The organism is Blastococcus sp. SYSU DS0533, from assembly GCF_054050775.1.
Genome location: NZ_JBJGZZ010000004.1, coordinates 248,510 through 273,591, shown reverse-complemented (window position 1 = coordinate 273,591; position 25,082 = coordinate 248,510). Strand labels below are relative to the sequence as shown.

The window sequence follows — 25,082 nt, the reverse complement described above, 5'->3', positions numbered from 1 at the left end:
CTGTGACTCGGGTCACGACACGCCGGACGGCGTACTCCACGCACAGTCACCGGCCGTGACGGCGTGTCGGCTCGTCAGCCCCCGGCGACGGCAGCCGTCCCGTCCACCGGGAGCCACCGCCCCCACCACCGGAGCAGGTGCTCCAGCCGGGCGACGCGGTGCCGGGGCCGCCCGTTGCAGGGCAGGTCGTGCCCCTCCCCCGGGAACACCAGCAGCTCCGCCGGCACGCCCTGCCGCAGCAGGTCGACGTGGAGCCGCTGCGCCTGCTCCAGCGGCGTGCGCAGGTCCTCCTCGGCGGCGACGACCAGCATCGGCGTGCGGATCCGGCCGACCCGGGCCACGGGGCTCTGCGCGCGGCGCCGCTCCGGGTCGGTGCCCAGGTGCGCGTCCACCAGGTACCAGCCCGTGTCCGAGCTGCCGACGAAGGACTCCGGGTCGATCAGCGCCCGTTCCACGACGGCCGCCGTGAAGCGGTCCGTCCGCGCGGTCAGCAGCGCGGCGAGTGAGCCCCCGTAGCCGCCGCCCATGACCCCCAGGCGGCCGCCGTCGAGCGCCGGGTCGCCGAGCACCGCGTCGAGGAACGCCAGGACGTCGTCGGCGTCCGGGCCGCCCCAGGCGCCCCGTACCGCCCGCCCGTGCGCCGCGCCGTACCCGGAGGACCCGCGCGGGTTGCACCGCACGACGGCGTAGCCGGCGGAGACGAGCACCTGGGTGTCCTCGTCCAGCGCCCAGCCGTGCTGGCGGAACGGCCCGCCGTGCAGCAGGAGAAGCACCGGGTGCGGGCCTTCCCCCGGGGGCATGGTCACCCAGCCGTGCACCGGGTACCCGTCGGGTGCCTCGGCGCTGCGCTCCACCATCCGGTGCAGCCGCCCGGTCGCGCCGAGGTCCCGGCCGAACCCGGTGAGCAGCCGGCGCCCCCCGTCGCGCAGCGCCAGCAGCTCCCCCGCGGAGCGGTCGTGCCCCACGGTGGCGACGACGACCCCGCCGCCGGCCCCGATGCCGCGGACGGTGAACGAGCCACCGACCAGCGTCTCCGGTGCCCCGCCGTCGAGGGGCACGCGCAGCAGCTCCACCGAGCCCCGCCGCTGGTCACCGACCAGCACGGCGCCGTCGGCCAGCACGGTCGCCGCGGTGGCGTCGCCCCGGGCGTGCTCCCCGGGGTCGAGGAGCGGGGTCAGCGGGCCACCCCGGGCCGGGACCAGGCAGGGCACCGCCGCCCGGGCCGCCACGTCACGCCCGTCCGGCCCCAGATCGGGGACCGCGGTGAGCACGATCGAGCCGCCGTCGGGGGTGTAGGCAGGCAGCGAGCAGTGCGCCCGCGCGTCGGTGACCCGCCGGAGCCCGCTCCCGTCGGTGCGGACGACGTGCACGCCCCGCCCCAGGTCCAGGACGGCCCCGTCGCGGCCCGCTGACACGAAGGCCAGCTCCTCGCCGTCCGGGCTCCACGCCACGTCGGCGCAGTCGACCTCGCCCGTCGTCACCTGCGCCGGCGCCGGTAGCGGGGTGGCGTCGTCGGCGAAGTCGGCCGGCAGGCGGATCACGAAGACCTGGGCGGGCCGGTCGTGCACGTAGCCGATCCCGTCCCGCCGGTACGCCGGTGTGGTGATCAACCGGGGAGGCTCCGCGGCCGGCGCGATCCCCGGCTCGGTGCCGTACCTGCCCTGCTCGGGGACCCGCGCCACGTATGCCAGGCGGCGGGAGTCCGGGGCCCACACCGGCGCCCCCGCTCCCAGCGGGTGGTCGGTCAGCCGGCGCGGCGCCCCGCCGGCCGCCGGCAGCACCCGGAGCTGGGAGGTCCCGCCGGCCTCCGTGCCCAGATAGGCCAGCCACCGCCCGTCCGGGGAGAAGCGGGGATCGGTGTCGTGACGACCGGTCGTGAGCGGGCGCGCCGGCGCCGAGCCGTCGGTGGGCACCGCCCAGAGCTGGCTGCGGTACCCGTCGGCCCCCGGGTCCGGCCAGCGCACGGCCACGACCGCGATCCGCCCGTCGGGCGAGACCGTCGGCGTCCCCGGCGTCCGCAGGAGGGCGAGGTCCGACGGGCGCATGCCCGCGACGCTAGCCGAGCTGCCCGCCCCGGCCGCCGGGCGGCCGGGGCGGGGAGGTCAGCGCCGGCTGCCCCCGTCGCCGGGGTCGGCGCGGTCGGCGAGGCGCGACTCGGCCGCCGCGGCGGCCTCCGGCCCACCGGTGGCGATCGTCTGCGCCTCCTCCGGCTCGATGACCGGCTCGTCGACGGTGACCACCTGGCCCCGGGTCTTCAGCAGGCTGGCCACGGTGGCGACGACCAGCACGCCGAGGATGATGCTCAGCGACAGCCAGATCGGGATGTGCGGCACGGCCTCGATCGGCTCCCGCTCGCCGGCGAACGGCAGCTGGTTCTCGTGCACCGCCTCGAGGATCAGCTTGACGCCGATGAAGGCCAGGATGACGGCGAGGCCGAGGGAGAGGTACACGAGCCGCTTGAGCAGGCCGCCGAGCAGGAAGTACAGCTGCCGCAGGCCCATCAGGGCGAAGACGTTCGCCGTGAACACGATGAACGGCTCGCGGGTGAGCCCGAAGATCGCCGGGATGCTGTCCAGCGCGAAGATCAGGTCGGTGGTGCCGAGCGCCAGGATGACCACGATCATCGGCGTCCACATCTTCTTGCCGTTCTCCGTCACCCGGATCTTGGCGCCGTGGTAGTCCTTCGAGATCGGCAGGACCTTGCGCATCCGCCGGATGAAGGCGTTCTCCTCGTACTCCTCGTCGTCGTCGCGGTGCCGCACGAGGTTGATGGCGGTGTAGATCAGGAAGACGCCGAAGATGTAGAAGACCCAGACGAACCGCTCGATGACCACCGCGCCGAGCAGGATGAAGATCCCGCGGAGGACGAGCGCGATGATGATGCCGATCATCAGCGCTTCCTGCTGGTACTTCCGGGGCACCTGGAAGCGCGCCATGATGATCACGAAGACGAAGAGGTTGTCCACCGAGAGCGAGTACTCGGTGAGCCAGCCCGCGTAGAACTCCGTGGCGTAGGTGCCGTTGGTGAACGCGAGCATGAGCAGACCGAAGATCAGCGCCAGGCTGATGTAGAAGCTCACCCAGAGGCCGGCCTCCTTGATGGAGGGCTCGTGCGGGCGGCGGGCGACGATGGCGAGATCGGCGAGCAGCAGGACCGAGAGCCCCACGAACGTCGTGATCTCGAACCAGGCGGGAAGTTCCATGCGGGTGAGGTCCTCCGGGGACGCGTGTCGGCACCGGAGGTCTCTCCCACCGCCGGCCCGGGGCCGGCGACCGGCAGCACCGGAGACCGTGGGATCTCGTGATGACGACGCTGCCGCAGGGGGATACTCCCCTCCATCGTGCGACCCCGTCGCCGTGCAGGCGCCATCGACTGCGAGCACCGGGGTACGTGGCGCACACCGTACCCCGGCGCTACGCCGTCTACCGCCGGAGCGACCCGTCCGCCCGGCGCGCCGCGGCGTCGCCCGCGGACCGGTCGTCCCCCACCCCGCGACCGAGCGGATCGCCGGTGGTGGCGGACCCCGTCCCGACCTCCGGGTCGGCACCCGCCGGCCGCTTCTCGGGAGCGAGCCCTGCCGGGGCCTGCGGCACCGCGGCCCCGCCCGCGAGGGCGGCGTGCTCCTCGCGGTCCCGGCGGCTCCTGGCCAGGCTGGCCACGGTCGTCACGACGAGGGTGACCAGGATGACCGACAGGGAGAGCCACGTGGGCACCTCGGGGATCAGGGTGATGTGCTCCCCGCCGTTGAGGAACGGCAGCTCGTTGGTGTGCAGCGCGTGGATGACCAGCTTGATCCCGATGAAGCCGAGGATGACCGCCAGCCCGTAGGCCAGGTACACCAGCCGGTCCAGCAGCCCGTCGATGAGGAAGAACAGCTGGCGCAGGCCGAGCAGGGAGAAGGCGTTCGCCGCGAAGACGAGGAACGTCTCCTGGGTGAGGCCGAATATCGCCGGGATCGAGTCGACGGCGAAGATGACGTCGGCGGTGCCGATCGCGATGAGCGCGATCGCCAGCGGGGTGAGGTACCGCTTGCCCTGCTGCTTCACCGTCATCCGGTCGGAGTGGTACTCCTCCGTGGTGCGCAGCCGCTTCCGGGCGAACCGGAGGACGGCGTTCTCCTTGTAGTCCTCCTCCTCGCCGTGCCCGCCGCTGCGCGCCTGCGCCCAGGCGGTCCAGATGAGGATGGCGCCGAACAGGTAGAACACCCAGCTGAAGTTCGCGATGGCGGCCGCGCCGACGGCGATGAAGACCGTGCGCAGGGCGAGCGCGAAGGCGATGCCGAACAGCAGCACCTTCTGCTGCAGCTCCCGCGGCACGCCGAAGCTCGCCATGATGATGACGAAGACGAAGAGGTTGTCGACCGACAAGCTCTTCTCGGTGATGTAGCCGGCGAAGTACTCACCGCCGAACGTGGCGCCGTAGAAGATCCAGACCAGGATCCCGAAGACGATGGCGAGCGCGACGTAGACCGCCGACCAGATCGCCGACTCGCGCAGGGTGGGCGCGTGCGGCGTCCGCACGTGGCCGAAGAAGTCGAAAGCGAGCATGGCGACGATCGCGGTGACCGTGATCGCCCACACCCAGAACGGGACGTCCAAGAAAACCTCCGGGAACTGGCGGATGTGCGTCAGTGCCGGAGGTCTCTCCCGCCACCGGACGGAGCCGGCGACCGGCGGGGCCGGAGGGCGGAGATGTCTCCCGCCCTCGTACTGACGACCTCGCCGCGGGGGGATACTCCCCTCCACGAACCGGGATCTACGCACGACGCATCGCCCGCACGTCCCGTGTGGTTCGTGGGGATCAACGCACCGGGGCAGCCGGCAGTTCCCGGATCTCCCCGGCGAGCGCCTCAGATCTCTCCCGGGGGATCCGGGACCATCGTCGGGGCCGCCCGGCGCCCGGCCCGTCGGGCCGTCGGGCCGTCGCGGCCAGGTATGCCGCGCGAGCCCTCACGAGCATGCGGTTGCGTGCGTCCGCGAGGTGGCCGGCTGGTTCCTCGCGGGGGTCCAGCCGCTCACGCGTGGGCGGCGTCGAACTGGCGCAGCTCCTTCTTCAGCTCGTTCAGCTCGTCGCGCAGGCGTGCGGCCACCTCGAACTGCAGCTCGCGGGCGGCGGCCAGCATCTGCTCGTTCATCTGCGTGATCATGTCCGCCAGCTCGTTGCGCGGCAGACCCTGGACGTCGATCGACCCGGCCTTCCCCTTCGCCTTCGACGACAGCCCGGGCACCGGGGACTTGCCCCTTGACTGCTGCCGCCCGGAGCCGCCGAGCAGCTCGGTGGCACCCTCGGCCTCCGTGGCGTCGCGGTAGATGCCGTCGAGGATGTCGACGATCTTCTTGCGCAGCGGCTGCGGGTCCACCCCCCGCTCGGTGTTGTAGGCGATCTGCCGCTCGCGGCGCCGGTTGGTCTCCTCGATCGCCTGCGCCATCGACGGCGTGATCTTGTCGGCGTACATGTGCACCTGACCCGACACGTTCCGCGCCGCCCGGCCGATCGTCTGGATCAGCGACCGGCCCGACCGGAGGAAGCCCTCCTTGTCGGCGTCGAGGATCGCCACCAGGGAGACCTCGGGGAGGTCCAGCCCCTCCCGCAGCAGGTTGATGCCGACCAGCACGTCGTACTCCCCCTGCCGCAGCTCGCGGAGCAGCTCCACCCGGCGGAGGGTGTCGACCTCGGAGTGCAGGTAGCGCACCTTGATGCCGAGCTCGAGCAGGTAGTCGGTGAGGTCCTCGGCCATCTTCTTGGTGAGCGTGGTGACCAGCACCCGCTCGTCCTTCTCGGTGCGCAGCCGGATCTCGTGCACGAGGTCGTCGATCTGCCCCTTGGTCGGCTTCACCACGACCTCCGGGTCGACGAGGCCGGTCGGCCGGATGACCTGCTCGACGACCTCCCCCTGCGTCCGGCCCAGCTCGTAGTCGCCCGGCGTCGCCGACAGGTAGACCGTCTGGCCGATCCGGTCGGTGAACTCCTCCCACTTCAGCGGGCGGTTGTCCATCGCCGAGGGGAGCCGGAACCCGTGCTCCACCAGCGTGCGCTTGCGGCTCATGTCGCCCTCGTACATCCCGCCGATCTGCGGGACGGTCACGTGCGACTCGTCGATGACGAGGAGGAAGTCGTCCGGGAAGTAGTCCAGGAGGCAGGAGCCGGCGCTGCCGGGCGTGCGGCCGTCGATGTGGCGGGAGTAGTTCTCGATCCCCGAGCAGAAGCCGACCTGGCGCATCATCTCGATGTCGTAGGTGGTGCGCATGCGCAGCCGCTGGGCCTCGAGCAGCTTGCCCTGCTTCTCCAGCTCCGCCAGCCGCTGCTCGAGCTCGGCCTCGATCGAGCCGATCGCGCGCTCCATCCGCTCGGGACCGGCGACGTAGTGGCTCGCCGGGAAGACGAACAGCTCCTCGACCTCACGCACCACCTCGCCGGTCAGCGGGTGCAGGTAGTAGAGCCGCTCGACCTCGTCGCCGAACATCTCGATCCGGACGGCGAGCTCCTCGTACACCGGGAAGACCTCGATCGTGTCGCCGCGCACCCGGAAGGTGCCGCGCGTGAACGAGAGGTCGTTGCGGGTGTACTGCTCGGTGACCAGGGTGCGCAGCAGCTCGTCGCGATCGCGCTCCTCCCCCACCTTGATCTTCAGCGCCCGCTCGACGTACTCCTGCGGCGTGCCCAGGCCGTAGATGCACGAGACGGTGGCCACGACGACGACGTCCCGCCGGGTGAAGAGGCTGTTGGTCGCCGAGTGGCGCAGCCGCTCGACCTCCTCGTTGATCGAGGAATCCTTCTCGATGTAGGTGTCGGTCTGCGGGACGTAGGCCTCGGGCTGGTAGTAGTCGTAGTAGGAGACGAAGTACTCCACGGCGTTGTCGGGGAGCAGTTCACGGAACTCGTTGGCCAGCTGCGCGGCGAGGGTCTTGTTCGGCGCCATCACCAGCGTCGGGCGCTGGACCTTCTCGATCAGCCAGGCCGTCGTGGCGGACTTGCCCGTGCCGGTGGCGCCGAGCAGGACGACGTCCTTCTCCCCGGCGTTCACCCGCTGGGCCAGACCCTCGATGGCGGCCGGCTGGTCGCCCGAGGGCTGGAACTCGCTGACGACGCGGAAGCGCCCCTGGGTGGGCCTGAGCTCGGTGGACGTGCGCACGGGACGACGGTACGTCGACGGTGTGACAGAACGCGTCGCGAGCGATCCGCGGGCGGGCTGGGGCACCCGGGACGCCGAGCGGCAGGGCGGGTACTTGTCCCGGCCCGCCGGCAGCCCTAGCGTGCCCAGTCGCAGGAGCGGTCCGCGCCGAGGGACCAGCGCCACCCGGGGAGCTCCGGGCGAGGTCGGACCCCGGTGCGCCCGGCGCCCGGCCCGACGGGCCCGCGGCCCGGCCGGGCCTGCGCACGACGCCCCCTGCGGTCCGCCGCGGGGGGCGTCGTCGTCCCCCGCGGAGCGCACCGCGGAGCTGCGACGGCGGCGCTGTCGCCCGTCTCACCGCCGCCACAGGTGTGGCGAGCGCCTCGCGCGGGCATCGGGGTCGCGACGTCCACCCCCCGACCCGGGCGCGCGAGCTCGTGCCCGGGTCCCCCGCCCCCAGCCCCGGGGCGCCCTGCGCAGGAGGAACTCCCCAGATGACCCAGGTGTGGCCCGGAAGTGCCTACCCCCTCGGCGCCACGTACGACGGCACCGGGACCAACTTCGCGATCTTCAGCGAGGTGGCCGAGAAGGTCGAGCTGTGCCTCTTCGACGACGAGGGCAACGAGGAGCGCATCCGCCTGCCCGAGATGGACGGCTACGTCTGGCACGCGTTCCTCCCCGGCATCCACCCCGGGCAGAAGTACGGCTTCCGCGTGCACGGTCCGCACGACCCGGCCCGGGGGCTGCGCTGCAACCCGAACAAGCTGCTGCTCGACCCGTACGCCAAGGCGATCGACGGCCAGATCGACTGGGACCAGTCGGTCTTCGGCTACGACTTCGAGACCAAGGAGCGCAACGACGACGACTCGGCGGCGCACATGCCCAAGTCCGTCGTGGTCAACCCGTACTTCGACTGGGGCGTCGACCGCCCGCCGAAGACGCCCTACAACAAGACGGTGATCTACGAGGCCCACGTCAAGGGCCTCACGATGACCAACCCGCGGATCCCCGAGGAGCTGCGCGGCACCTACGCCGGCGTCGCGCACCCGGCCACGATCGAGCACCTGCAGGAGCTGGGGATCACCGCGATCGAGCTGCTGCCGGTGCACCAGTTCGTGCAGGACGACACCCTGCAGCAGAAGGGCCTGCGCAACTACTGGGGCTACAACACGATCGGCTTCTTCGCGCCGCACAACGAGTACGCCAGCAACACGACCGCCGGGCAGCACGTCCAGGAGTTCAAGGGCATGGTCCGGACCCTGCACGAGGCGGGCATCGAGGTCATCCTCGACGTGGTCTACAACCACACCGCCGAGGGCAACCACCTGGGCCCGACGCTCTCGTTCCGCGGCATCGACAACCGCACGTACTACAAGCTCGTCGAGGGCGACGAGCAGTACTACATGGACTACACGGGCACCGGGAACACGCTCAACGTCCGGACGCCGCAGTCCCTGCAGCTGATCATGGACTCGCTGCGCTACTGGGTCACCGAGATGCACGTCGACGGCTTCCGCTTCGACCTGGCCTCCGCGCTGGCCCGCGAGCTGCACGCGGTGGACCGGCTGGCCACGTTCTTCGACCTCGTCCACCAGGACCCGGTCGTCAGCCAGGTCAAGCTCATCGCCGAGCCCTGGGACGTCGGCGAGGGCGGCTACCAGGTCGGCAACTTCCCGGCCCTGTGGACCGAGTGGAACGGCAAGTACCGCGACACCGTCCGCGACTTCTGGCGCGGCGAGGGCGGCACGATCGGCGAGTTCGCCGACCGGATCTCGGGCTCGTCGGACCTGTACCAGCACTCGGGCCGGCGGCCGATGGCGAGCATCAACTTCGTCACCGCCCACGACGGCTTCACCCTGAACGACCTCGTCTCGTACAACGAGAAGCACAACGAGGCCAACGGCGAGGGCAACAACGACGGCGAGAGCCACAACCGCAGCTGGAACTGCGGCGTCGAGGGGCCCACCGACGACCCGGAGGTCCTGCAGCTGCGCGCCCAGCAGCGGCGGAACTTCATCACCACGATGATGCTCAGCCAGGGCGTGCCGATGCTGCTGCACGGCGACGAGCTGGGCCGCTCGCAGGGCGGCAACAACAACGGCTACTGCCAGGACTCCGAGCTCACCTGGATCGACTGGGAGAACGTGGACGAGGGTCTCCTCGAGTTCACCAGGAAGGTGACCCGGCTGCGGCACGAGCACCCGACGTTCCGCCGTCGCAGGTTCTTCCACGGCCGGCCCGTCCGCCGCGGGCTGGGCGATCCGGTGCCCGACATCGCCTGGCTCACCCCCTCGGGCGAGGAGATGGCCGACGAGGACTGGGACGCCGCCTACGCCAAGTCGCTGGCGGTCTACCTCAACGGCGTCGGGATCCGGGAGACCGACGAGCGCGGCGAGTACGTCTCCGACGACCACTTCTACCTGGCCTTCAACGCCTCCCACGAGCCGATCGAGTTCACGCTGCCCAGCGACGACTACTCGCAGAGCTGGACGACCGTGCTCGACACCGCCGAGATGCACGAGGTGGAGCCGGTCGAGGTCAAGCCGGGTGAGACGGTCACCGTCCAGGGCCGCTCCATCGTCGTCCTGACGGGCCCGGCCCGGTGACCCAGCCGATCCAGGTGCCGGGGGGCGAGCGCCGTCGCGGGACCCCGGCGGCGACGTACCGGCTGCAGGTGCACGCCGGCTTCCCGCTCCAGGACGCCGCCGAGGTCGCCGGCTACCTGGCCGACCTCGGCGTCACCCACGCCTACTCCTCCCCCCTGCTGCGCTCGGCCGAGGGCAGCAACCACGGGTACGACACCGTGGACCACGCCCACATCGACGAGGCCCGGGGCGGGCAGGCCGGCTTCGAGCGGTTCGTGGCTGCGCTGCACGAGCACGGCCTCGGCCTCGTGCTCGACCTCGTCCCCAACCACATGGGCGTCGACGACCCCGCGGCCGCGCCGTGGTGGTGGGACGTGCTGCAGCACGGGCGGGGCAGCGCCCACGCCGCGGCCTTCGACATCGACTGGGACTTCGGCGGCGGCAAGGTGCGCATCCCCGTCCTGGGTTCAGCCGACGACGTCGAGAAGCTGGAGGTGGTGGACGGCGAGCTGCGGTACTACGACAACCGCTTCCCCATCGCGCCGGGTACCGGCGAGGGCACGCCGCAGGAGGTGCACGCCCGGCAGCACTACGAGCTGGTCGACTGGCGCCGCGCGGACGCCGACCTGAACTACCGGCGGTTCTTCGCCATCAACACCCTGGCCGGCCTGCGGGTCGAGGAGCCGGCGGTCTTCGACGCCACCCACGAGCTGGTGCTGCGGCTCGTGCGCGAGGGCGCCGTCGACGGGCTGCGGATCGACCACCCGGACGGGCTGGCCGACCCCAAGGGCTACCTCGACCGCCTCGCCGAGGCGTCCGACGGCCGCTGGACGGTCGTGGAGAAGATCCTCGAGCCCGGGGAGGACCTCCCCGGCAGCTGGGCGACGGCGGGGACGACCGGCTACGACGCGCTCGCCGAGGTGGACCAGGTGCTGGTCGACCCGGCCGGCGAGCCGGCGCTCACCGCGCTGGACACCGAGCTCGCCGGGCAGCAGGTCGACTACGGCCGGCTGGTGCACGACTGCAAGCGCGAGGTCACCGACGGCATGCTCGGCTCCGAGGTCGCCCGGCTGGTGCGGGTGATCGGCGAGCTGCCCGGCACCGACCGGGGGCAGCGGACCGAGGCGCTGGCCGAGCTGCTGGCGAGCTTCCCGGTGTACCGGAGCTACCTGCCGGACGGGCGGGAGCACCTCGACGAGACGGTCGCGGCGGTGCGCGCACGGCGGCCCGACCTCGCCCCGGCGCTGGACGCGCTGCACCCGGTGCTCTCGCAGGCCGGCACCGAGGCGGCCACCCGCTTCGAGCAGACCAGCGGGCCGGTCATGGCCAAGGGCGTCGAGGACAGCGCGTACTACCGGTGGTCCCGGTTCGTCGCCCTCAACGAGGTGGGCGGCGACCCGTCCCGCTTCGGCAGCACGGTCGCCGAGTTCCACGAGGCCCAGCGACGGCGGCAGGAGGTGAGGCCGGAGTCGATGACCACGCTGTCGACGCACGACACCAAGCGCAGCGAGGACGTCCGCGCCCGGCTGGCCGTGCTCGCCGAGCTGCCCACCGAGTGGGCGCAGCTCGTGCGCGGGTGGCTCGCCCGGCACCCGCTGGCCGACCGCCCGCTGGCCCACCTGGTGTGGCAGAACCTGGTCGGCGCGTGGCCGCTCTCCCGCGAGCGTGCGCACGCCTACGCGGAGAAGGCCGCCCGCGAGGCGGGGACCGCCACCACCTGGACGGACCCGGACGAGGCGTTCGAGGCGCAGCTGCACGCGCTCGTCGACGCGGCCTACGACGACCCCACCACGAGGTCGGAGATCGACGCGTTCGTCACCCGGATCGCCCCGCTGGGCTGGTCGAACTCGCTCACCCAGAAGCTGCTGCAGCTGACCATGCCGGGCGTCCCGGACGTCTACCAGGGCACCGAGCTGTGGGACTTCTCGCTGGTGGACCCCGACAACCGCCGGCCCGTGGACTACGCGCTGCGCCGCCGGCTGCTCGGGGGGCTCGACGGCGGCGAGGTGCCGGCGGTGGACGAGACCGGGGCGGCCAAGCTGCTGGTGGTCTCGCGGACCTTGCGCGCCCGCCGCGACCACCCCGAGTGGTTCGCCGGGTACGAGCCCGTGCCGGTCACCGGCTCGGCGGCCGACCACCTGGTGGCCTACGACCGCGGCGGCGTCGTCGTCGTGGGGACCCGGCTCCCGGCGGCGCTGGCGCGGAGCGGCTGGGGCGACACGGCCCTGCAGCTGCCCAACGGCGGCTGGGAGGACCTGCTGACCGGCGCCCGGGTGGTCTCCGACGTGGCGGGGGTCGCCGCCGACGCCTTGCTCACCCGCCTCCCCGTCGCCCTGCTGGTCCGGACCTGACGGCGGGCGGGTCCCTCCGGCGGCGGCCGGCCCCAGCACGGCGTGCGGGCCGGGGCCGGTGCCCGACCGGCGGTCAGGCGATCGGCGCGACGCTCTCCCGCGGGAGGCCGGCCGCGTCCGGGAACCGGCCGGCAGCGGGACCGGACCGGCCAGGGCCCTCCGGGAGGGTCCACCGCGAGCCGAGCCAGGCGTCGACCGAGGCCGGCTCGAACGGCATGACGCCGCCGCCCGGGTAGGGCGTGAGCTCGCCGAACCAGATCGCGCCCCCCGCGCTGTAGAGGTCGACCCGCATGAAGTCGAAGGAGCGCCCCAGCACCTGGGCGGCGTGCAGCATCGCGGCGAGGTCCGCCGGCGCCTCGGTGGGCGGCCCGCTGGGCACGACGACCTGGACGGGGACGGGCTGCCAGTCCGGGGTGTAGAACGTGCGCGTGTGGTCGCCGGTGAACCGGTTCCGGTCGACCTGGACGACCGCGACCCGCCCGTCGAAGACGAAGAACTTGTAGTCGTCCAGCGGCACGCCCCCGCCGATGGCCTCCTCCACGACGAGCAGCCTCCGCGCCTGGCCGTAGGCCCACTCCCCCAGCAGCACGCTCTGGTCGTCCCGCAGCCAATCCCGCGTCGCCGCCACCGTCGACGCGTCGACCACGTCCGAGGCCGCACCGAAGCGGACCAGCCCGCTCCGGTGGTTCGGCTTGAGCACCCAGGGCCGGCCGAACGCACGGCCGGCGACCGCGGCCAGGTCGTCCCCGGCCCACAGCGTCTCGGGCACCGCCACGCCGGCCTCCTCCCGGAGGCGGAGCGCGTGGTCCTTCATCGCCAGCTTGTCGCACGTCCACGCCAGCTCCGGCCGGCGGTCGCACAGGATCCGCCAGTTGACCTTCTCCGAGAACGTCCGCGGGTCACGCAGGTCGGGCAGCTGCCGGTGCCCGGCCAGGTACAGGTAGCGCCGCCGCGCCGCCGGCGGCAGCAGGCCGGCGACGCGGCGGTGCGCGGGCTGCAGGTAGGAGCGGAGGACCGAGCTCAGCGGGCTCCGGGGCATGGTCGGGTCCTCCTGCGGAGAGCGCCGGGAGGGTGGCGGGCCGCCGGCCGTGGCGGGCCCGGGTGGCCCGCTTCGCCGCCGAGGGTAGGCAGGGGATCGGCCGCCCGCCTCCCTCGACCGGGGGAGACCGCCGGCGACCGGTCGCCGGCGGTCCCCCGGCTCAGCGCGGGAACGCCGGCAGCGACCAGTGCGCCCCGAGCCACGCGTCGAACTCCCTGGGCTCGTACCGCATGCAGCCCCCGCTCGGGTACGGGGTCAGCTCGCCGAACCAGACCTCGCGCCCCGTGCTGTACAGGTCGACGCGCATGAAGTCGAAGGAGCGGGCCAGCACCTCGGCGGCGCGGATCATCGCGGGCAGGTTGGCGGGCGCCTCGACCGGTGGGCCGCTCGGGACGACGAGCTCCACGGGGATGCGCTCCCAGCCGGGGGTGTAGTAGCAGCGCGTCTGCTCGGCCGTGAACCTGCCGCGGTCGACCTGGACCGCGGCCACCTCGCCGTCGAAGACGAGGAACTTGTAGTCGTCCAGGGGGTCACCCCCGCCGATGGCCTCCTCGATGACGAACAGCTTGCGGGCCAGGCTGTAGGCCCACTCACCGAGGAGCGCGTTCTGGTCGTCGCGCAGCCAGTCCCGCGTCGCCGCCACCGTCGACGCGTCGACCACGTCCGAGGCCGCCCCGAACCGCACGAGCCCGCTCCGGTGGTTCGGCTTGAGCACCCAGGGCCGGCCGAACGCACGGCCGGCCACCGCCACGAGGTCCTCCCCCGACCACAGCGTCTCGGGGACGAGCACGCCCGCTTCCTGCTGGAGGCGGTGCGCGTGGTCCTTCATCGCCAGCTTGTCGCACGTCCACGCCAGCTCGGGCCGGCGGTCGCGGAGGATGCGCCAGCTGACCTTCTCGGTGAACGTCTGCGGGGATCGCAGCCGGGGCAGCCGCCCCTGCCCGGCCAGGTACAGATAACGCCGCCGGGCAGCTGGTGGCAGGAGGCCGGCCGCCCGCCGGTGCACGGGCCGCAGGTGCGAGCGCAGCACGCCGTTGAGCCGGCTCCGGGGCATGGTGTGGTCCTCCCGCGCGGAGGCCGCCCCCGCGGCATCCCGCTCTGGCGGGGACACCGGTGTCCCCGTCGTGGGCGGAAGGTTAACTCCCGGGTCACGCCGGGGGTGTCCCCCCGGTGGGGGACGTGCGGGCGTCACCCCACCGCGCGGTGCAGCCCGGCCGACGACTCGGCCAGGAGCGCGGCGTCCCCGTGGTCGGCGGCGTACCGGGCGAGCATCGCGCACAGCCGCACGGCCAGGCAGCGGGCCCGCACCTCCCGCTCGCCCGGCACGGGTCCGTAGGCGGCGATCAGCGCCGTCCGCGCCGGGCCCGAGAACCCGGCGTAGGCCAGGGAGAGGTCGAGCGCCGGGTCGGCGAGGCACACGTCACCCCAGTCGATCACACCCGCCGCCGCACCGTCGTCGTCCACCAGCAGGTGGCGCGGGTGCAGGTCCCCGTGCACCAGCACCGGTGCGCCGGTGGGCTCGTCGAGGCAGGCGCCCTCGTCGAGGAGCGCGCCGACGGCGTCCGAGGGCACGGGCACCCCGACGGCTCCCAGCGCCTCGAGCTGCGCCCGGGTGTCGGCCGCCCGGGTGCCGGGCGTCCCCCGGCCCAGCGGGTCCACGGGCAGCTCGACGCCGCGCAGCAGGTCGCGGGTGGCGGGGTCGTGCAGCACGGCGAGGAAAGCGCCCAGCGCGGCGGCGGCGGGGAGGCGCTCCTCCTCCGGCAGCCCGGCGTGCGCCAGCTCCCCGCCCCGGAGCAGCGGCGCGACGGTGAACGGCCACGGGTCGTCGGGGTCGTCATCGGCACCCACCCACCGCGGTGCGGGCACCGGCAGGGGCAGCCGACCCGCGATGCGCCCGAGCACCGCGAGCTCGCGCCGGAACCCGGGCAGCGCGATCGCCCGGCGCGGGAAGCGGGCGACCCAGCTCCCGCCGACGAGGTGCACGGTGTTGTCCCAGCCGGCCGCCAGCGGGACCACCGGGAGACCGCGCAGCCCGGGCACCCGTCCGCCGACGAGCGCGGCGGCCCGGGGTGCGTCGACGGTGCGGTCCGGAGCCCACGGCGGGAGCGTGCCCACGGTCCGAGTGTCGCAGCGCACCCGTCCGCCCGGACCGAGGACGGTTCGACGGCCGCCGTCCGGGCAGAACACCGTCAGTCCCCGCCCGACCCGTCCAGGAGGCCCTGCATGCCCGCACCCGTCGAGTTCGCCGTCTGGGCCCCGCTGCCCGAGCGCGTGCGCGTGCAGGTCGACGGCGCCGTCCACGACATGCAGCGGGAGGACGGCGGCTGGTGGCGGGCCGAGGTCGAGGCGCGGCCCGACGCCGACTACGGGTTCCTGCTCGGCGACGACGACGGGAAGGTGTACCCGGACCCCCGCTCGCGGCGCCAGCCCGACGGGGTGCACGGCCCCTCCCGCCTCTTCGACCCCCGGGCGCACGCGTGGGGCGACGGCGCCTGGACCGGCCGCCCGCTCGCCGGTGGCGTCGTCTACGAGCTGCACGTGGGCACCTTCACCCCCGACGGCACGCTGGACTCGGCGATCGGGAAGCTCGACCACCTGGTCGACCTGGGCGTCGACTTCGTCGAGCTGCTGCCGGTCAACGGTTTCGACGGCACCCGCAACTGGGGCTACGACGGCGTGCTCTGGTACACGGTGCAGGAGAGCTACGGCGGCCCCGCCGCCTACCAGCGGTTCGTCGACGCCTGCCACCAGCGGGGGCTGGGCGTGATCCAGGACGTCGTCTACAACCACCTCGGCCCGTCGGGCAACTACCTGCCGGCGTTCATGCCGATCTTCAGCGAGGGCGGCGCCAACACCTGGGGCGAGTCGGTCAACCTCTCGGGGCCGGACTCCGACGAGGTGCGCCGCTACATCCTCGACAACGCCGTCATGTGGCTGCGCGACATGCACGTCGACGGGCTGCGGCTGGACGCCGTGCACGCCCTGGTCGACGAGCGGGCCACCCACCTGCTGGAGGAGATGGCCGAGGAGGTCGACCGGCTCTCCGCCGCCGTCGGCCGGCCGCTGACCCTGATCGCCGAGAGCGACCTCAACGACCCCCGCATGGTCACGCCGCGGATCGCGGGCGGCACGGGCATCCACGCCCAGTGGAGCGACGACTTCCACCACGCGCTGCACGCCACGCTGACGGGTGAGGGACAGGGCTACTACCGGGACTTCGCCGAGGCCGGGCTGGGTGGCCTGGCCAAGACGCTCACCGGCGCCTTCTTCCACGACGGCGCGTGGTCGAGCTTCCGCCGCCGGCACCACGGGCGGCCGGTGGACACCGCCCACCTGCCGGGCTGGAAGTTCCTCGGCTACCTGCAGGACCACGACCAGATCGGCAACCGCGCCGTCGGCGACCGCATCTCGGCGTCCCTCTCCCCCGGTCTGCTGGGCGTCGGCGCCACGCTGGTGCTGACCAGCCCGTTCACCCCCATGCTGTTCATGGGCGAGGAGTGGGGCGCGTCCACCCCGTGGCAGTTCTTCACCAGCCACACCGACCCGGAGATCGGGCGGGCGACGGCGGAGGGCCGCAAGGGGGAGTTCGCCGAGCACGGGTGGGACGCCGACGAGGTGCCCGACCCGCAGGACCCGGAGACCTTCCGCCGCTCGAAGCTCGACTGGTCCGAGCCGGGGAAGGAACCGCACGCCGGGCTGCTCGCGGTCACGCGGACGCTGCTGGCGCTGCGCCGGCAGCACCCGGAGCTGGCCGACCCCGACCTGCGCGCGGTCGAGGTGAGCTGGGACGACGAGGACCGCACCATCACCGTGCACCGCGGGTCGCTGCGGGTGGTGGCGAACCTCGCCGGCCAGCCGCGCGAGGTCGACCTGGACCGGGCGGCGGCCGGCGTGGTCTTCTCCACCGGTGACGCGCCCCGGCTCGACGGCACGACCGTGACCCTCCCCGCCGAGAGCGCCGCCGTGCTGGCGACCCGCTGACGTGCGCCGCCTGCTCCCCGGGGCGGGTGGGCCCGGTGCCGAAGCGCTCGACGACGACGCGCTGGTCGAGGCGTACCGGCTGGCGCCCGGGCCCTCGCTGCGGGTCAACTTCATCGCCTCGCTCGACGGTGCGACCACCGTCGGCGGGGTGAGCGAGGGGCTGGGCACCCCCGGTGACCGGCGGGTGTTCCGGGTGCTGCGCGCGCTGGCCGACGTCGTCCTGGTCGGGCACGGCACGGCGGCCGCCGAGGGCTACCGGCCGGTGCTGCCGGGTTCCGCCGTCGGCCGGCTCCGGGAGTCGATCGGGCGCCCGCCGACGGCGCCGGTCGCGGTCGTCTCCCGTCGGGCGTCGCTGGACCCGTCCGCCGCGCTGGTCACCGGTGCCGTCTCCCCCACCGTCGTCGTCACCTGCGCGGCCGCCGACCCCGACCGCCGCGCCGCGCTCGCCGCCGCCGGCGCCGACGTGCTGGTCTGCGGTGACGACGACGTCGACCTGCCCGCCGCGCTGGGCGCCCTCGCCGGGCGCGGCCTGGAGCAGGTCACCTGCGAGGGCGGACCGCAGCTGCTGCGCAGCGCGCTGACCGCCGGCGTCGTCGACGAGCTGGACCTCTCGCTCGCCCCCGCGCTGGTCGGCGGCGAGAGGCGGCTGCTGGACGCCGCCCTGCGCTCTCCCGCCCGGCTCGACCTGCGGCAGCTCCTCGAGGAGGACGGGGTGCTCTTCGCCCGGTACGCGGTCGCGCCGGGGAGCCGGTAGCAGTCCATCTCGATCCGCACCGCCGGTGGCTGCTTGACTGACCGGCATGGACCTCCCGCTGCTGCCGCCGGTGAAGCCGATGCTCGCGAAGGCCGCCACCAGGGTCCCGGTCGGCGGCGAGTGGTTCTACGAGCCCAAGTGGGACGGGTTCCGCTGCATCGTCTTCCGCGACGGCGACGAGGTGGAGCTCGGCAGCCGCAACGAGCGCCCACTGACCCGCTACTTCCCCGAGGTCGTCGCCGCGGTGAAGGAGAACCTGCCCGAGCGGTGCGTCGTGGACGGCGAGATCGTCGTGCCGCGGGACGACCGGCTGCACTTCGAGGCGCTGCTGCAGCGGATCCACCCGGCGGAGTCGCGCATCACCCTCCTCGCCGAGCAGACCCCGGCCTCCTTCGTCGCCTTCGACCTGCTGGCCCTGGGCGACGAGGTGCTGCTGGAGGCCCCGTTCGCGCAGCGGCGCGCCCGGCTGGAGGCCGCCCTGGCCGGGGCCCGTCCGCCGGTGCACCTGACCGGCGTCACCCGGGACCCCGCCACCGCCGAGCGCTGGTTCGAGACGTTCGAGGGCGCCGGCCTCGACGGCGTCGTCGCCAAGTCCGCCGACCTGCCCTACGGCCCCGACCAGCGCCTGATGACCAAGGTGAAGCACGTGCGGACGGCGGACTGCGTGGTCGCCGGCTTCCGCTGGCACAAGAGCGGGCCGGTCGTCGGGTCGTTGCTGCTGGGCCTGTACGACGGCGAGGACCTGCAGCACATCGGCGTCGCCGCGTCCTTCCCGATGGCCCGCCGGGCCGAGCTGGTCGAGGAGCTCGCGCCCTACCGCGCCGAGGCGCTCGACGGCCACCCCTGGCAGGACTGGGCCAACGCCCAGGTGCAGGCCGACGGCGAGCAGCGGATGCCCGGCGCGGTGAGCCGGTGGAACGCGAAGAAGGACCTCTCGTGGGTGCCGCTGCGCCCCGAGCTGGTCGTCGAGATCAAGTACGACCAGCTCGAGGGGCGTCGACTTCGTCACACCGGCCAGTTCCTCCGCTGGCGCCCCGACCGGGACCCCCGCAGCTGCACGTACGACCAGCTCGACGTACCGGTCCGCTACGACCTCGGCGAGGTGCTGGACCGCTGAGCCGGTGCTCGCGGTCGCCTTTCTGCAGGGGCCCGCCGCGAGCGTTCGGGCGGTGGGGGGCAGGAAGGTCCTTATGCTCGTGATCATGCGTCTGCACCGTGGCCTCCCGGCCGCCGCGTCCGGCCTGCTGCTGGCCCTGCCCCTCCTGCTCACCGGCTGCACCTCCTTCGGCGAGACCACGGAGGAGCCCGCCGCCACCAGCACGGCACCGGCCGAGCCGGAGGTCGCGCCGATCGAGTGGACCGACTGCGACGCCCAGATCCAGCCGCTGGTCGAGGGCCAGCCGGGCAGCGAGCGCGACGTCGCCTTCGAGTGCGGCCGCACCGACGTGCCGATCAGCTACGACGAGCCCGGTGGCGCCACGCTGCCGCTCTTCCTGGTCCGCGCGTCGCTGGCCGGGCAGACCGACGAGCTCGGCTCCCTGGTGGTCAACCCCGGCGGCCCGGGCGGCTCCGGCGCCGACGCCGCCATCGGGCTGGCGCTCACCCTGCCCGAGGACGTGCTGCGCCGCTTCGACGTCGTGGGCTTCGACCCGCGGGGTGTCGGCCTGTCCACGCCCGTCGAGTGCATCCCCCAGGAGCTGAAGGACCGCGCGATCGCCGCGGAGCCGCGCCCGACCACCGACGAGCAGCTCGACGACGTCTTCGCCCTCTCCAGCGAGATCGCCGAGGGCTGCGCCGAGGAGTACGGCGAGGCGCTGGGCACCTTCAACACGGTGGACACCGCCCGCGACATGGAGCAGCTGCGGCAGGCCCTCGGCGAGGACCAGCTGACCTACCTCGGCTACTCCTACGGCACCACGCTGGGCTCGACCTACGCCGAGCTCTACCCCGACCGCGTCCGCGCCATGGTGCTCGACGCCGCCGTCGACCCCGACGTCGACGCGGTCGCCGACGCGGAGGCGCGCGCCGCCGCGTTCGAGGCCGGCTTCGACGCCTTCGCGGAGAACTGCCGCGGGCTCATCGCCGGCTGCCCGCTGGGCGACGACCCGCGGCTCTTCCTCGAGGAGCTGCTCGCCCAGGCGCAGGCCACCCCCGTCCCGAGCAGCGAGGAGGGCGAGACGCGGCAGGCGACGCCCGGCGTCATCCTCACCGCGGTGCAGGCCGCGCTCTACGACACCGCCTCCTGGCCGCAGCTGGCGCAGGGGCTCGCCGCCGCGCGGAACGGCGACGCGCGGCTGCTGTTCTCGCTGGCCGACGACTACAGCGGCCGTCTCGAGGACGGCACCTACTCCAACCTGCTGGACGCCAACGTGGCGATCAACTGCGCCGACACGGAGGAGACCGTGCCCGGGGCCCGGGTGCGGGAGCTGGCCGCCGAGTGGGGCGCCCGGTACCCGCTGTTCGGGGCCGGGGCGGCCGCCGGGCTGTTCACCTGCTCGGTGTGGGACGCCGAGCGCACCCCGGTGCCCGAGCGCGACGCCGAGGGCAGCGCCCCGATCCTGGTGATCGGCAACGCGGGCGACCCGGTGACCCCGCTGCCCGGCGCGGTCGACCTCGCCGAGGACCTGGACAGCGGCGTGCTCCTCACCTGGCAGGGCCAGGGGCACACCGCCTACCCCAAGACCGAGTGCGTGACGGCCGCGGTCAACGCCTACCTCATCGATCTGGTGGCGCCGGTGGACGGGCTCACCTGCCCTGCGTGAGACTCGGCAGCCCACCGACGAGCGGAGCGACGCGATGGCCAGCAGCAGCAAGGACGCCGTCGTCCTCCACGTCGACGGGCACGAGGTGCGGGTCTCCAACCCGGAGAAGCCGTACTTCCCCGAGCGCGGGATCCGGAAGATCGACGTCGTCGAGTACTTCCTCGCCGTGGGCGACGGGATCCTCTTCGCGCTGAGGGACCGGCCGACGACGCTGGAACGCTGGCCCGGCGGGGTGTTCGAGGGCGCCCGCATCTCCACGCGGGTGGACAACACCGGCGACGCGTTCTACCAGAAGCGGGTGCCGAAGAACGCCCCCGACTGGGTGCCGACCGCGCACATCACCTTCCCCAGCGGGCGGACCGCCGACGAGATCGCGCCGGACTCCGTCGCCGTCGTCGCCTGGTGCGCGAACCTCGGCACCCTCACGTTCCACCCGTGGCCGGTGGGCAAGGAGGACGTCGAGTCCCCGAACCAGATCCGCATCGACCTCGACCCGCAACCGGGCACCGACTTCGCCGACGCGGTGCGGGTCGCCCCGCACGTCCGCGAGCTGCTGCACGAGTTCGGCATGGAGGGCTGGCCGAAGACCTCCGGCGGGCGCGGCGTGCACGTCTACGTGCCGATCCTGCCGCGGTGGACCTTCACCGACGTGCGCCGCGCGGTCATCGCCTTCGGCCGGGAGCTCGAGCGCCGGCTGCCCGACCAGGTGACGATGTCGTGGTGGAAGGAGGAGCGCGGCGAGAAGATCTTCATCGACTACAACCAGATGGCGCGGGACCGCACCATCGCATCGGCCTACTCCATCCGGCCCAAGCCGCACGCCCCCGTCTCGGCGCCGGTCGACTGGGACGAGCTGCCCGACGTGCACCCCGCCGACTTCGACGTGCTCACCATGCCGGCCCGGTTCGCGGCCGTGGGTGACAAGCACGCCGGGCTTGCCGACCACGCCTTCGGCATCGAGCCGCTCCTGGAGCTCGCCGAGCGCCAGGCGGCCGACGACGGCCTCGGCGACCTGCCCTATCCGCCGGACTACCCGAAGATGCCCGGCGAGCCGATGCGGGTGCAGCCCAGCCGGGCGCGGAAGCCCGCGACCGCCGGGGACTGAGCGGCGCTCAGTCCAGGGCGGCGGCGCGCTCCTCGCGCAGCGCCTGGAAGACCCGCCGGCGCAGCACGTCGGCGTCCTTCTCCTCGACGTCGTGGAACTGCATGGACAGCAGCCACTGCGGCCCGTGCGCCTGCTGGCGGACGCTCGCGCCGCGGACGTCGACGGGTCCTCGCCGATCGTCAGGCTCATGTGCGCCCGCGTGCCCGGCTCCGGGGGGAGCCCCAGCCGTCGACCAGGGCGCGGAGCCCGGCCTCGCTGAGGTCGACCGTGGATCCGACGAGCAGCCGTCGAGCCACGGCATGACGACGGGGACCTCGACGCGGGCCCCGCACCGTGCGCCGGCGCCGGCTGCGCTCGGCCGGACCGGTGGGCACCAGGTGCCACAGGGGTTCCTCGCTGGCCTCGACGCTCGTGGTCTTCGCGGGCAGGGAGCGCTCCTCGTACCCGTTCACCCGGTACAGGGCGAGCGACCGCGTCCCGGGCTCGATCGCCCGCTTCCACCCCGTCTTCCCGCCCAGGGGGCGGACGACGACCGTGTTCTCGTAGGAGAGCCTCCACCTGCGCCGTCGCCGTCAGCCCGCGCGCCACGTGGGTGACGTCGGCCTGGGTGCTCTCCTCGGGCCGGTCGTGCTCGGGGTCGGTCACTGGGTCCTCCACTGCCCCACGGGTCGCGCGGGCGCCGTTGTGCCCGCGCGGAAGCTAGCGCGGCGACCAGCGGGAACGGTCCATCCGGAACAGGCCACCAACCCACCCGGAGGGATGAGCGGCGGCCCGTCGCCGTGCGGCATCGGCTCAGCCGGCCAGCCGGTGCGCGGCCCGGTCGAGGACGTGCAGCCGCAGGGCCGCCGACCCCGGGCTGCCCTGGTGCACGATCTGCTGCGCCAGCTCGGCGGCGGTCACCGCGGCGCGGAGGGCGTCGGCGGACTCGGCCAGGCGGTCGGCGAGGAGCTGGTCCAGGTCGGCGTCGTGCAGGTCTCCACGTCGCGCAGGCAGACGGCACCTGCGGGGGCGGCGGTACCGGTGGGCACGGTCGGGATGACGAGCTGCTGCACGGTGGTCCTCCTGGATCGCTGGGGCGCCGGATCCGTCCGGCAGGTCCCACGGTGGCCGGGCAACCGCAGGGCCGCCCCGAGGAAGCGCAGGAAACCGCAAGACCGCCCCGTCCCGCACCGCTGCCCACCGCCGTCCTCCAGCCGGACGGTGCCGCTCCCCCGGACGGGTGAGCACCGGCGCCCGCACCGCGCCGGGTGCTCCAGCCGGGGGTAGCGGGAGTCGATGCACCTGTCGACCACGGCGGAGGAGCACGGGTGAGGATCTGGTTGCTGGCGTACGGCGTGCTGTACGTCGTCGTGGAGATGGTCGGGCACCGGCTGGAGAGCATCGGCTGGCCCCGCCTGACCGCCCTCGACGTCGCCACCGCGGTCACGGACGCCTGCCTCACCGTCTCGATCACCCTCGCCGTCCTGCTGGCCGGGCAGCTCGTGATGCACCGCTGGGCCCCCGTGGCCGCCGCCGCGCTACGGCCACCGGCGCCCCCGGCGTTCCTCGTCGACCGGCCGATCGGCGTCCGCTCGTGGCGTCCCGAGCCCCTCGCCCTGCCGGCCGCCACGCCGGCACGCGACCCGTACTCGATCGGCGCCTACGGGCCCGCGTGGAGGCTCCGGGGACGCCGGGTGGCGCCCGACTTCCCCGAGGAACCGGGCCGCCTGCTCTGAGCGGCCGGGCACCCCGCAGGAGAGTCGCAGGTCACAGTTGTGCGGCACCGGTGTTCCCATCCGGTGATCGACGGCTAGGGTTGGCCTCGTCGGGAAGGCCCTGCGCTATGGCAGGACCCCGATGCACCACCTCAGCTAGGAGCGAGCAATGCCCGAAGGAACTGTCAAGTGGTTCAACGCGGAGAAGGGGTTCGGCTTCGCCACCCCCGACGGCGGCGGACCGGACGTGTTCGTCCACTACTCGGCCATCCAGACCAGCGGGTACCGCTCGCTCGATGAAGGCCAGCGGATCGCGTTCGACATCGAGCAGGGCCAGAAGGGCCCGCAGGCTGCGAACGTCACCCCGCTCTGATCTCCTGATCAGCACCGCGCCCCCGTCCGGACTCCCGGGCGGGGGCGCTGTCGTTCACGGCGACCCCGGCTCAGCGGGCGCGGGGCACGTACCCGCCGATCAGCGCGGACATGAGCAGCGCGCCGTCGTGCTCCCCGACCGCGGCGGCCGCATCGGCGAAGGCCCGCCAGCGCTGCCGCTCGACGTCGGTGGGCGCGTTCGCGGCCCGGGCCGCCAGTTGCTCGAGGAGCCGCTCCCACTCCCCCTGGGGCGTCGGCCACAGCCCGGCCAGCCGCCGGGCCTCCGCCGAGATGGCGGTGATGCGCACGATGTCGCCGGCGTGGTTGGTGAGCGGCTCGATGTAACCGGCCGCCGCCAGCGCCTTCGCCGCCGCGATGACCTCCGCCTTCGGCAGCCCGCTGCCCGGGACCACCGAGCCCAGCAGGTAGGGCGCGCCGCCGTGCTTCGGCTCGTCGACCAGCCGGGCGATGGCGCGGAGCACGGGCAGGTCGCGGGTGAACCAGACGTCGGGCAGCGGCCCGTCGGGCGGCTGGGGGGCGGAGTTCACTCCCCCAGTCTCCCTGCTCCCGGGCACGGCGGCGCCCCGCCTCCCGGGTGGGAGACGGGGCACCGGGTCGGCGGTTCAGCCGCGGGCACCGGTGAGGTGCGGCCGGGTGGCGAGGACGACGCCCAGGACGACGTACCCCACCAGCAGGTGGGCGGCCCCCACGTACTGGGTGACGGCCGGCAGGAGGAAGGCGGTCGGGACGGTGACCGGCGCCCAGCTCTCGGCGACCATCGGCCAGAAGCGGGCGACGCCCTGCCAGCGGCCAGCGATCGCGATGCGAACCCCCAGGGCGGCCATGCCCAGCATGGACAGCGGCCAGAAGAGGTCGATCACGAAGAAGAAGCCGGTGTCGTAGAGCCCCGGCGTGAGCGCCCACATGAGCGAGGACACGGTGGCCACCGCGAGCAGACCGTGCTCGACGTGCAGGAGCCGCCGGGCCAGCCGGCCGGTGCCGATCGCGCCTGTCCGCATCTGCACGGTCACCAGGAACATCAGGCCGACCTGGAACGCGACCGCGGCCAGGTTGACGACGGTGGCCTGCCAGGTGCCGGGGGGCGGCGTCGTCCCGAGGGCGGCGCAGGCGATGGCCCAGGACCCGGCACCGGCGGCGACCGCGATGCCGGCCCGCCGGACCAGCCGGGTGGAGGCGCCCGGCACCGACGCGACGGAGGCGGCCACGTCGGTGCGGGCGGGTGCGGGGGTGGTGCTGAGCGACATCTCGTCTCCCGTGGTGTGGTGCGGTGCCCTGTGCACCGCCTGGGAGAACCGTCCCGGGGGGC

19 protein-coding genes are annotated in these 25,082 nt (G+C 73.7%); 9 read left to right on the top strand and 10 right to left on the bottom strand.

Annotation, left to right across the window (positions count from 1 at the left end; translation table 11 throughout):
- Positions 1–74 precede the first annotated feature (74 nt).
- The 4 genes from ACI79W_RS07780 to uvrB form a co-directional block, all read right to left on the bottom strand.
- Positions 75–2,045 (bottom strand): S9 family peptidase, encoded by a 1,971-nt coding sequence (locus ACI79W_RS07780; protein WP_456561503.1) that lies wholly within the window; start codon positions 2,043–2,045, stop codon positions 75–77.
- Positions 2,046–2,102: 57 nt separating this feature from the next.
- The gene (locus ACI79W_RS07775; RefSeq protein WP_456561502.1) at positions 2,103–3,203 is read right to left on the bottom strand and encodes a TerC family protein; all 1,101 of its coding nucleotides are present in this window, start codon (positions 3,201–3,203) and stop codon (positions 2,103–2,105) included.
- A 220-nt stretch (positions 3,204–3,423) separates the two neighbouring features.
- A complete protein-coding gene (locus ACI79W_RS07770; protein ID WP_456561501.1) occupies positions 3,424–4,599 on the bottom strand; it encodes a TerC family protein in 1,176 nt (391 codons plus the stop codon).
- Positions 4,600–5,015: 416 nt separating this feature from the next.
- Entirely contained in the window at positions 5,016–7,133 is a 2,118-nt protein-coding gene (uvrB, locus tag ACI79W_RS07765; protein WP_456561500.1) for an excinuclease ABC subunit UvrB, read from the bottom strand.
- A gap of 473 nt (positions 7,134–7,606) precedes the next feature.
- On the opposite strand from uvrB, the gene glgX reads away from it, so the two are divergent.
- Together glgX and treY are read left to right on the top strand one after the other, a co-directional pair.
- Positions 7,607–9,718, top strand: coding sequence for a glycogen debranching protein GlgX (gene glgX, locus ACI79W_RS07760; RefSeq protein ID WP_456561499.1), 2,112 nt, complete (start codon positions 7,607–7,609; stop codon positions 9,716–9,718).
- The gene (gene treY, locus ACI79W_RS07755) at positions 9,715–12,048 is read left to right on the top strand and encodes a malto-oligosyltrehalose synthase (RefSeq protein ID WP_456561498.1); all 2,334 of its coding nucleotides are present in this window, start codon (positions 9,715–9,717) and stop codon (positions 12,046–12,048) included. Before glgX ends, treY begins: the two co-directional genes overlap by 4 nt.
- A gap of 73 nt (positions 12,049–12,121) precedes the next feature.
- Here treY and ACI79W_RS07750 read toward each other — a convergent pair whose 3' ends face one another.
- From ACI79W_RS07750 to ACI79W_RS07740, 3 genes are all read right to left on the bottom strand, one after another.
- Positions 12,122–13,087, bottom strand: coding sequence for an ATP-grasp fold amidoligase family protein (locus ACI79W_RS07750; protein WP_456561497.1), 966 nt, complete (start codon positions 13,085–13,087; stop codon positions 12,122–12,124).
- A 160-nt stretch (positions 13,088–13,247) separates the two neighbouring features.
- Complete coding sequence (locus ACI79W_RS07745; RefSeq protein WP_456561496.1) at positions 13,248–14,141, bottom strand: ATP-grasp fold amidoligase family protein; 894 nt, start codon at positions 14,139–14,141, stop codon at positions 13,248–13,250.
- 134 nt (positions 14,142–14,275) lie between these two features.
- Positions 14,276–15,202, bottom strand: a complete 927-nt coding sequence (locus ACI79W_RS07740) for a phosphotransferase (RefSeq protein ID WP_456561495.1) — start codon at positions 15,200–15,202, stop codon at positions 14,276–14,278.
- A 108-nt stretch (positions 15,203–15,310) separates the two neighbouring features.
- Between ACI79W_RS07740 and treZ the strand changes: the two genes are divergently transcribed.
- From treZ to ACI79W_RS07715, 5 genes are all read left to right on the top strand, one after another.
- Positions 15,311–17,068 (top strand): malto-oligosyltrehalose trehalohydrolase, encoded by a 1,758-nt coding sequence (gene treZ, locus ACI79W_RS07735; protein ID WP_456561494.1) that lies wholly within the window; start codon positions 15,311–15,313, stop codon positions 17,066–17,068.
- 1 nt (position 17,069) lies between these two features.
- On the top strand, positions 17,070–17,822 hold the full coding sequence (locus ACI79W_RS07730; RefSeq protein WP_456561493.1) for a dihydrofolate reductase family protein: 753 nt from the start codon (positions 17,070–17,072) through the stop codon (positions 17,820–17,822).
- A gap of 46 nt (positions 17,823–17,868) precedes the next feature.
- Positions 17,869–18,939 carry an ATP-dependent DNA ligase gene (locus ACI79W_RS07725; RefSeq protein ID WP_456561492.1) on the top strand — a complete coding sequence of 357 codons (1,071 nt, stop codon included), beginning with the start codon at positions 17,869–17,871 and terminating at the stop codon, positions 18,937–18,939.
- A gap of 85 nt (positions 18,940–19,024) precedes the next feature.
- Positions 19,025–20,584, top strand: a complete 1,560-nt coding sequence (locus ACI79W_RS07720; protein WP_456561491.1) for an alpha/beta hydrolase — start codon at positions 19,025–19,027, stop codon at positions 20,582–20,584.
- A gap of 34 nt (positions 20,585–20,618) precedes the next feature.
- Positions 20,619–21,689 (top strand): DNA polymerase domain-containing protein, encoded by a 1,071-nt coding sequence (locus ACI79W_RS07715; protein WP_456561490.1) that lies wholly within the window; start codon positions 20,619–20,621, stop codon positions 21,687–21,689.
- Positions 21,690–22,585: 896 nt separating this feature from the next.
- On the opposite strand, the gene ACI79W_RS07710 is transcribed toward ACI79W_RS07715, so the two are convergent.
- Entirely contained in the window at positions 22,586–22,741 is a 156-nt protein-coding gene (locus ACI79W_RS07710; RefSeq protein WP_456561489.1) for a hypothetical protein, read from the bottom strand.
- Positions 22,742–22,996: 255 nt separating this feature from the next.
- Here ACI79W_RS07710 and ACI79W_RS07705 point away from each other — a divergent pair, with 255 nt between their 5' ends.
- Both ACI79W_RS07705 and ACI79W_RS07700 read left to right on the top strand, forming a co-directional pair.
- Positions 22,997–23,404 (top strand): hypothetical protein, encoded by a 408-nt coding sequence (locus ACI79W_RS07705; RefSeq protein WP_456561488.1) that lies wholly within the window; start codon positions 22,997–22,999, stop codon positions 23,402–23,404.
- Positions 23,405–23,552: 148 nt separating this feature from the next.
- A complete protein-coding gene (locus ACI79W_RS07700; protein WP_040339721.1) occupies positions 23,553–23,756 on the top strand; it encodes a cold-shock protein in 204 nt (67 codons plus the stop codon).
- Between the two features lie 70 nt (positions 23,757–23,826).
- Here the strand turns inward: ACI79W_RS07700 and ACI79W_RS07695 are convergent, their stop codons facing one another.
- Together ACI79W_RS07695 and ACI79W_RS07690 are read right to left on the bottom strand one after the other, a co-directional pair.
- Positions 23,827–24,303 carry a hypothetical protein gene (locus tag ACI79W_RS07695; protein ID WP_456561487.1) on the bottom strand — a complete coding sequence of 159 codons (477 nt, stop codon included), beginning with the start codon at positions 24,301–24,303 and terminating at the stop codon, positions 23,827–23,829.
- Between the two features lie 75 nt (positions 24,304–24,378).
- A complete protein-coding gene (locus ACI79W_RS07690; RefSeq protein WP_456561486.1) occupies positions 24,379–25,020 on the bottom strand; it encodes a hypothetical protein in 642 nt (213 codons plus the stop codon).
- Between the last annotated feature and the right edge of the window lie 62 nt (positions 25,021–25,082).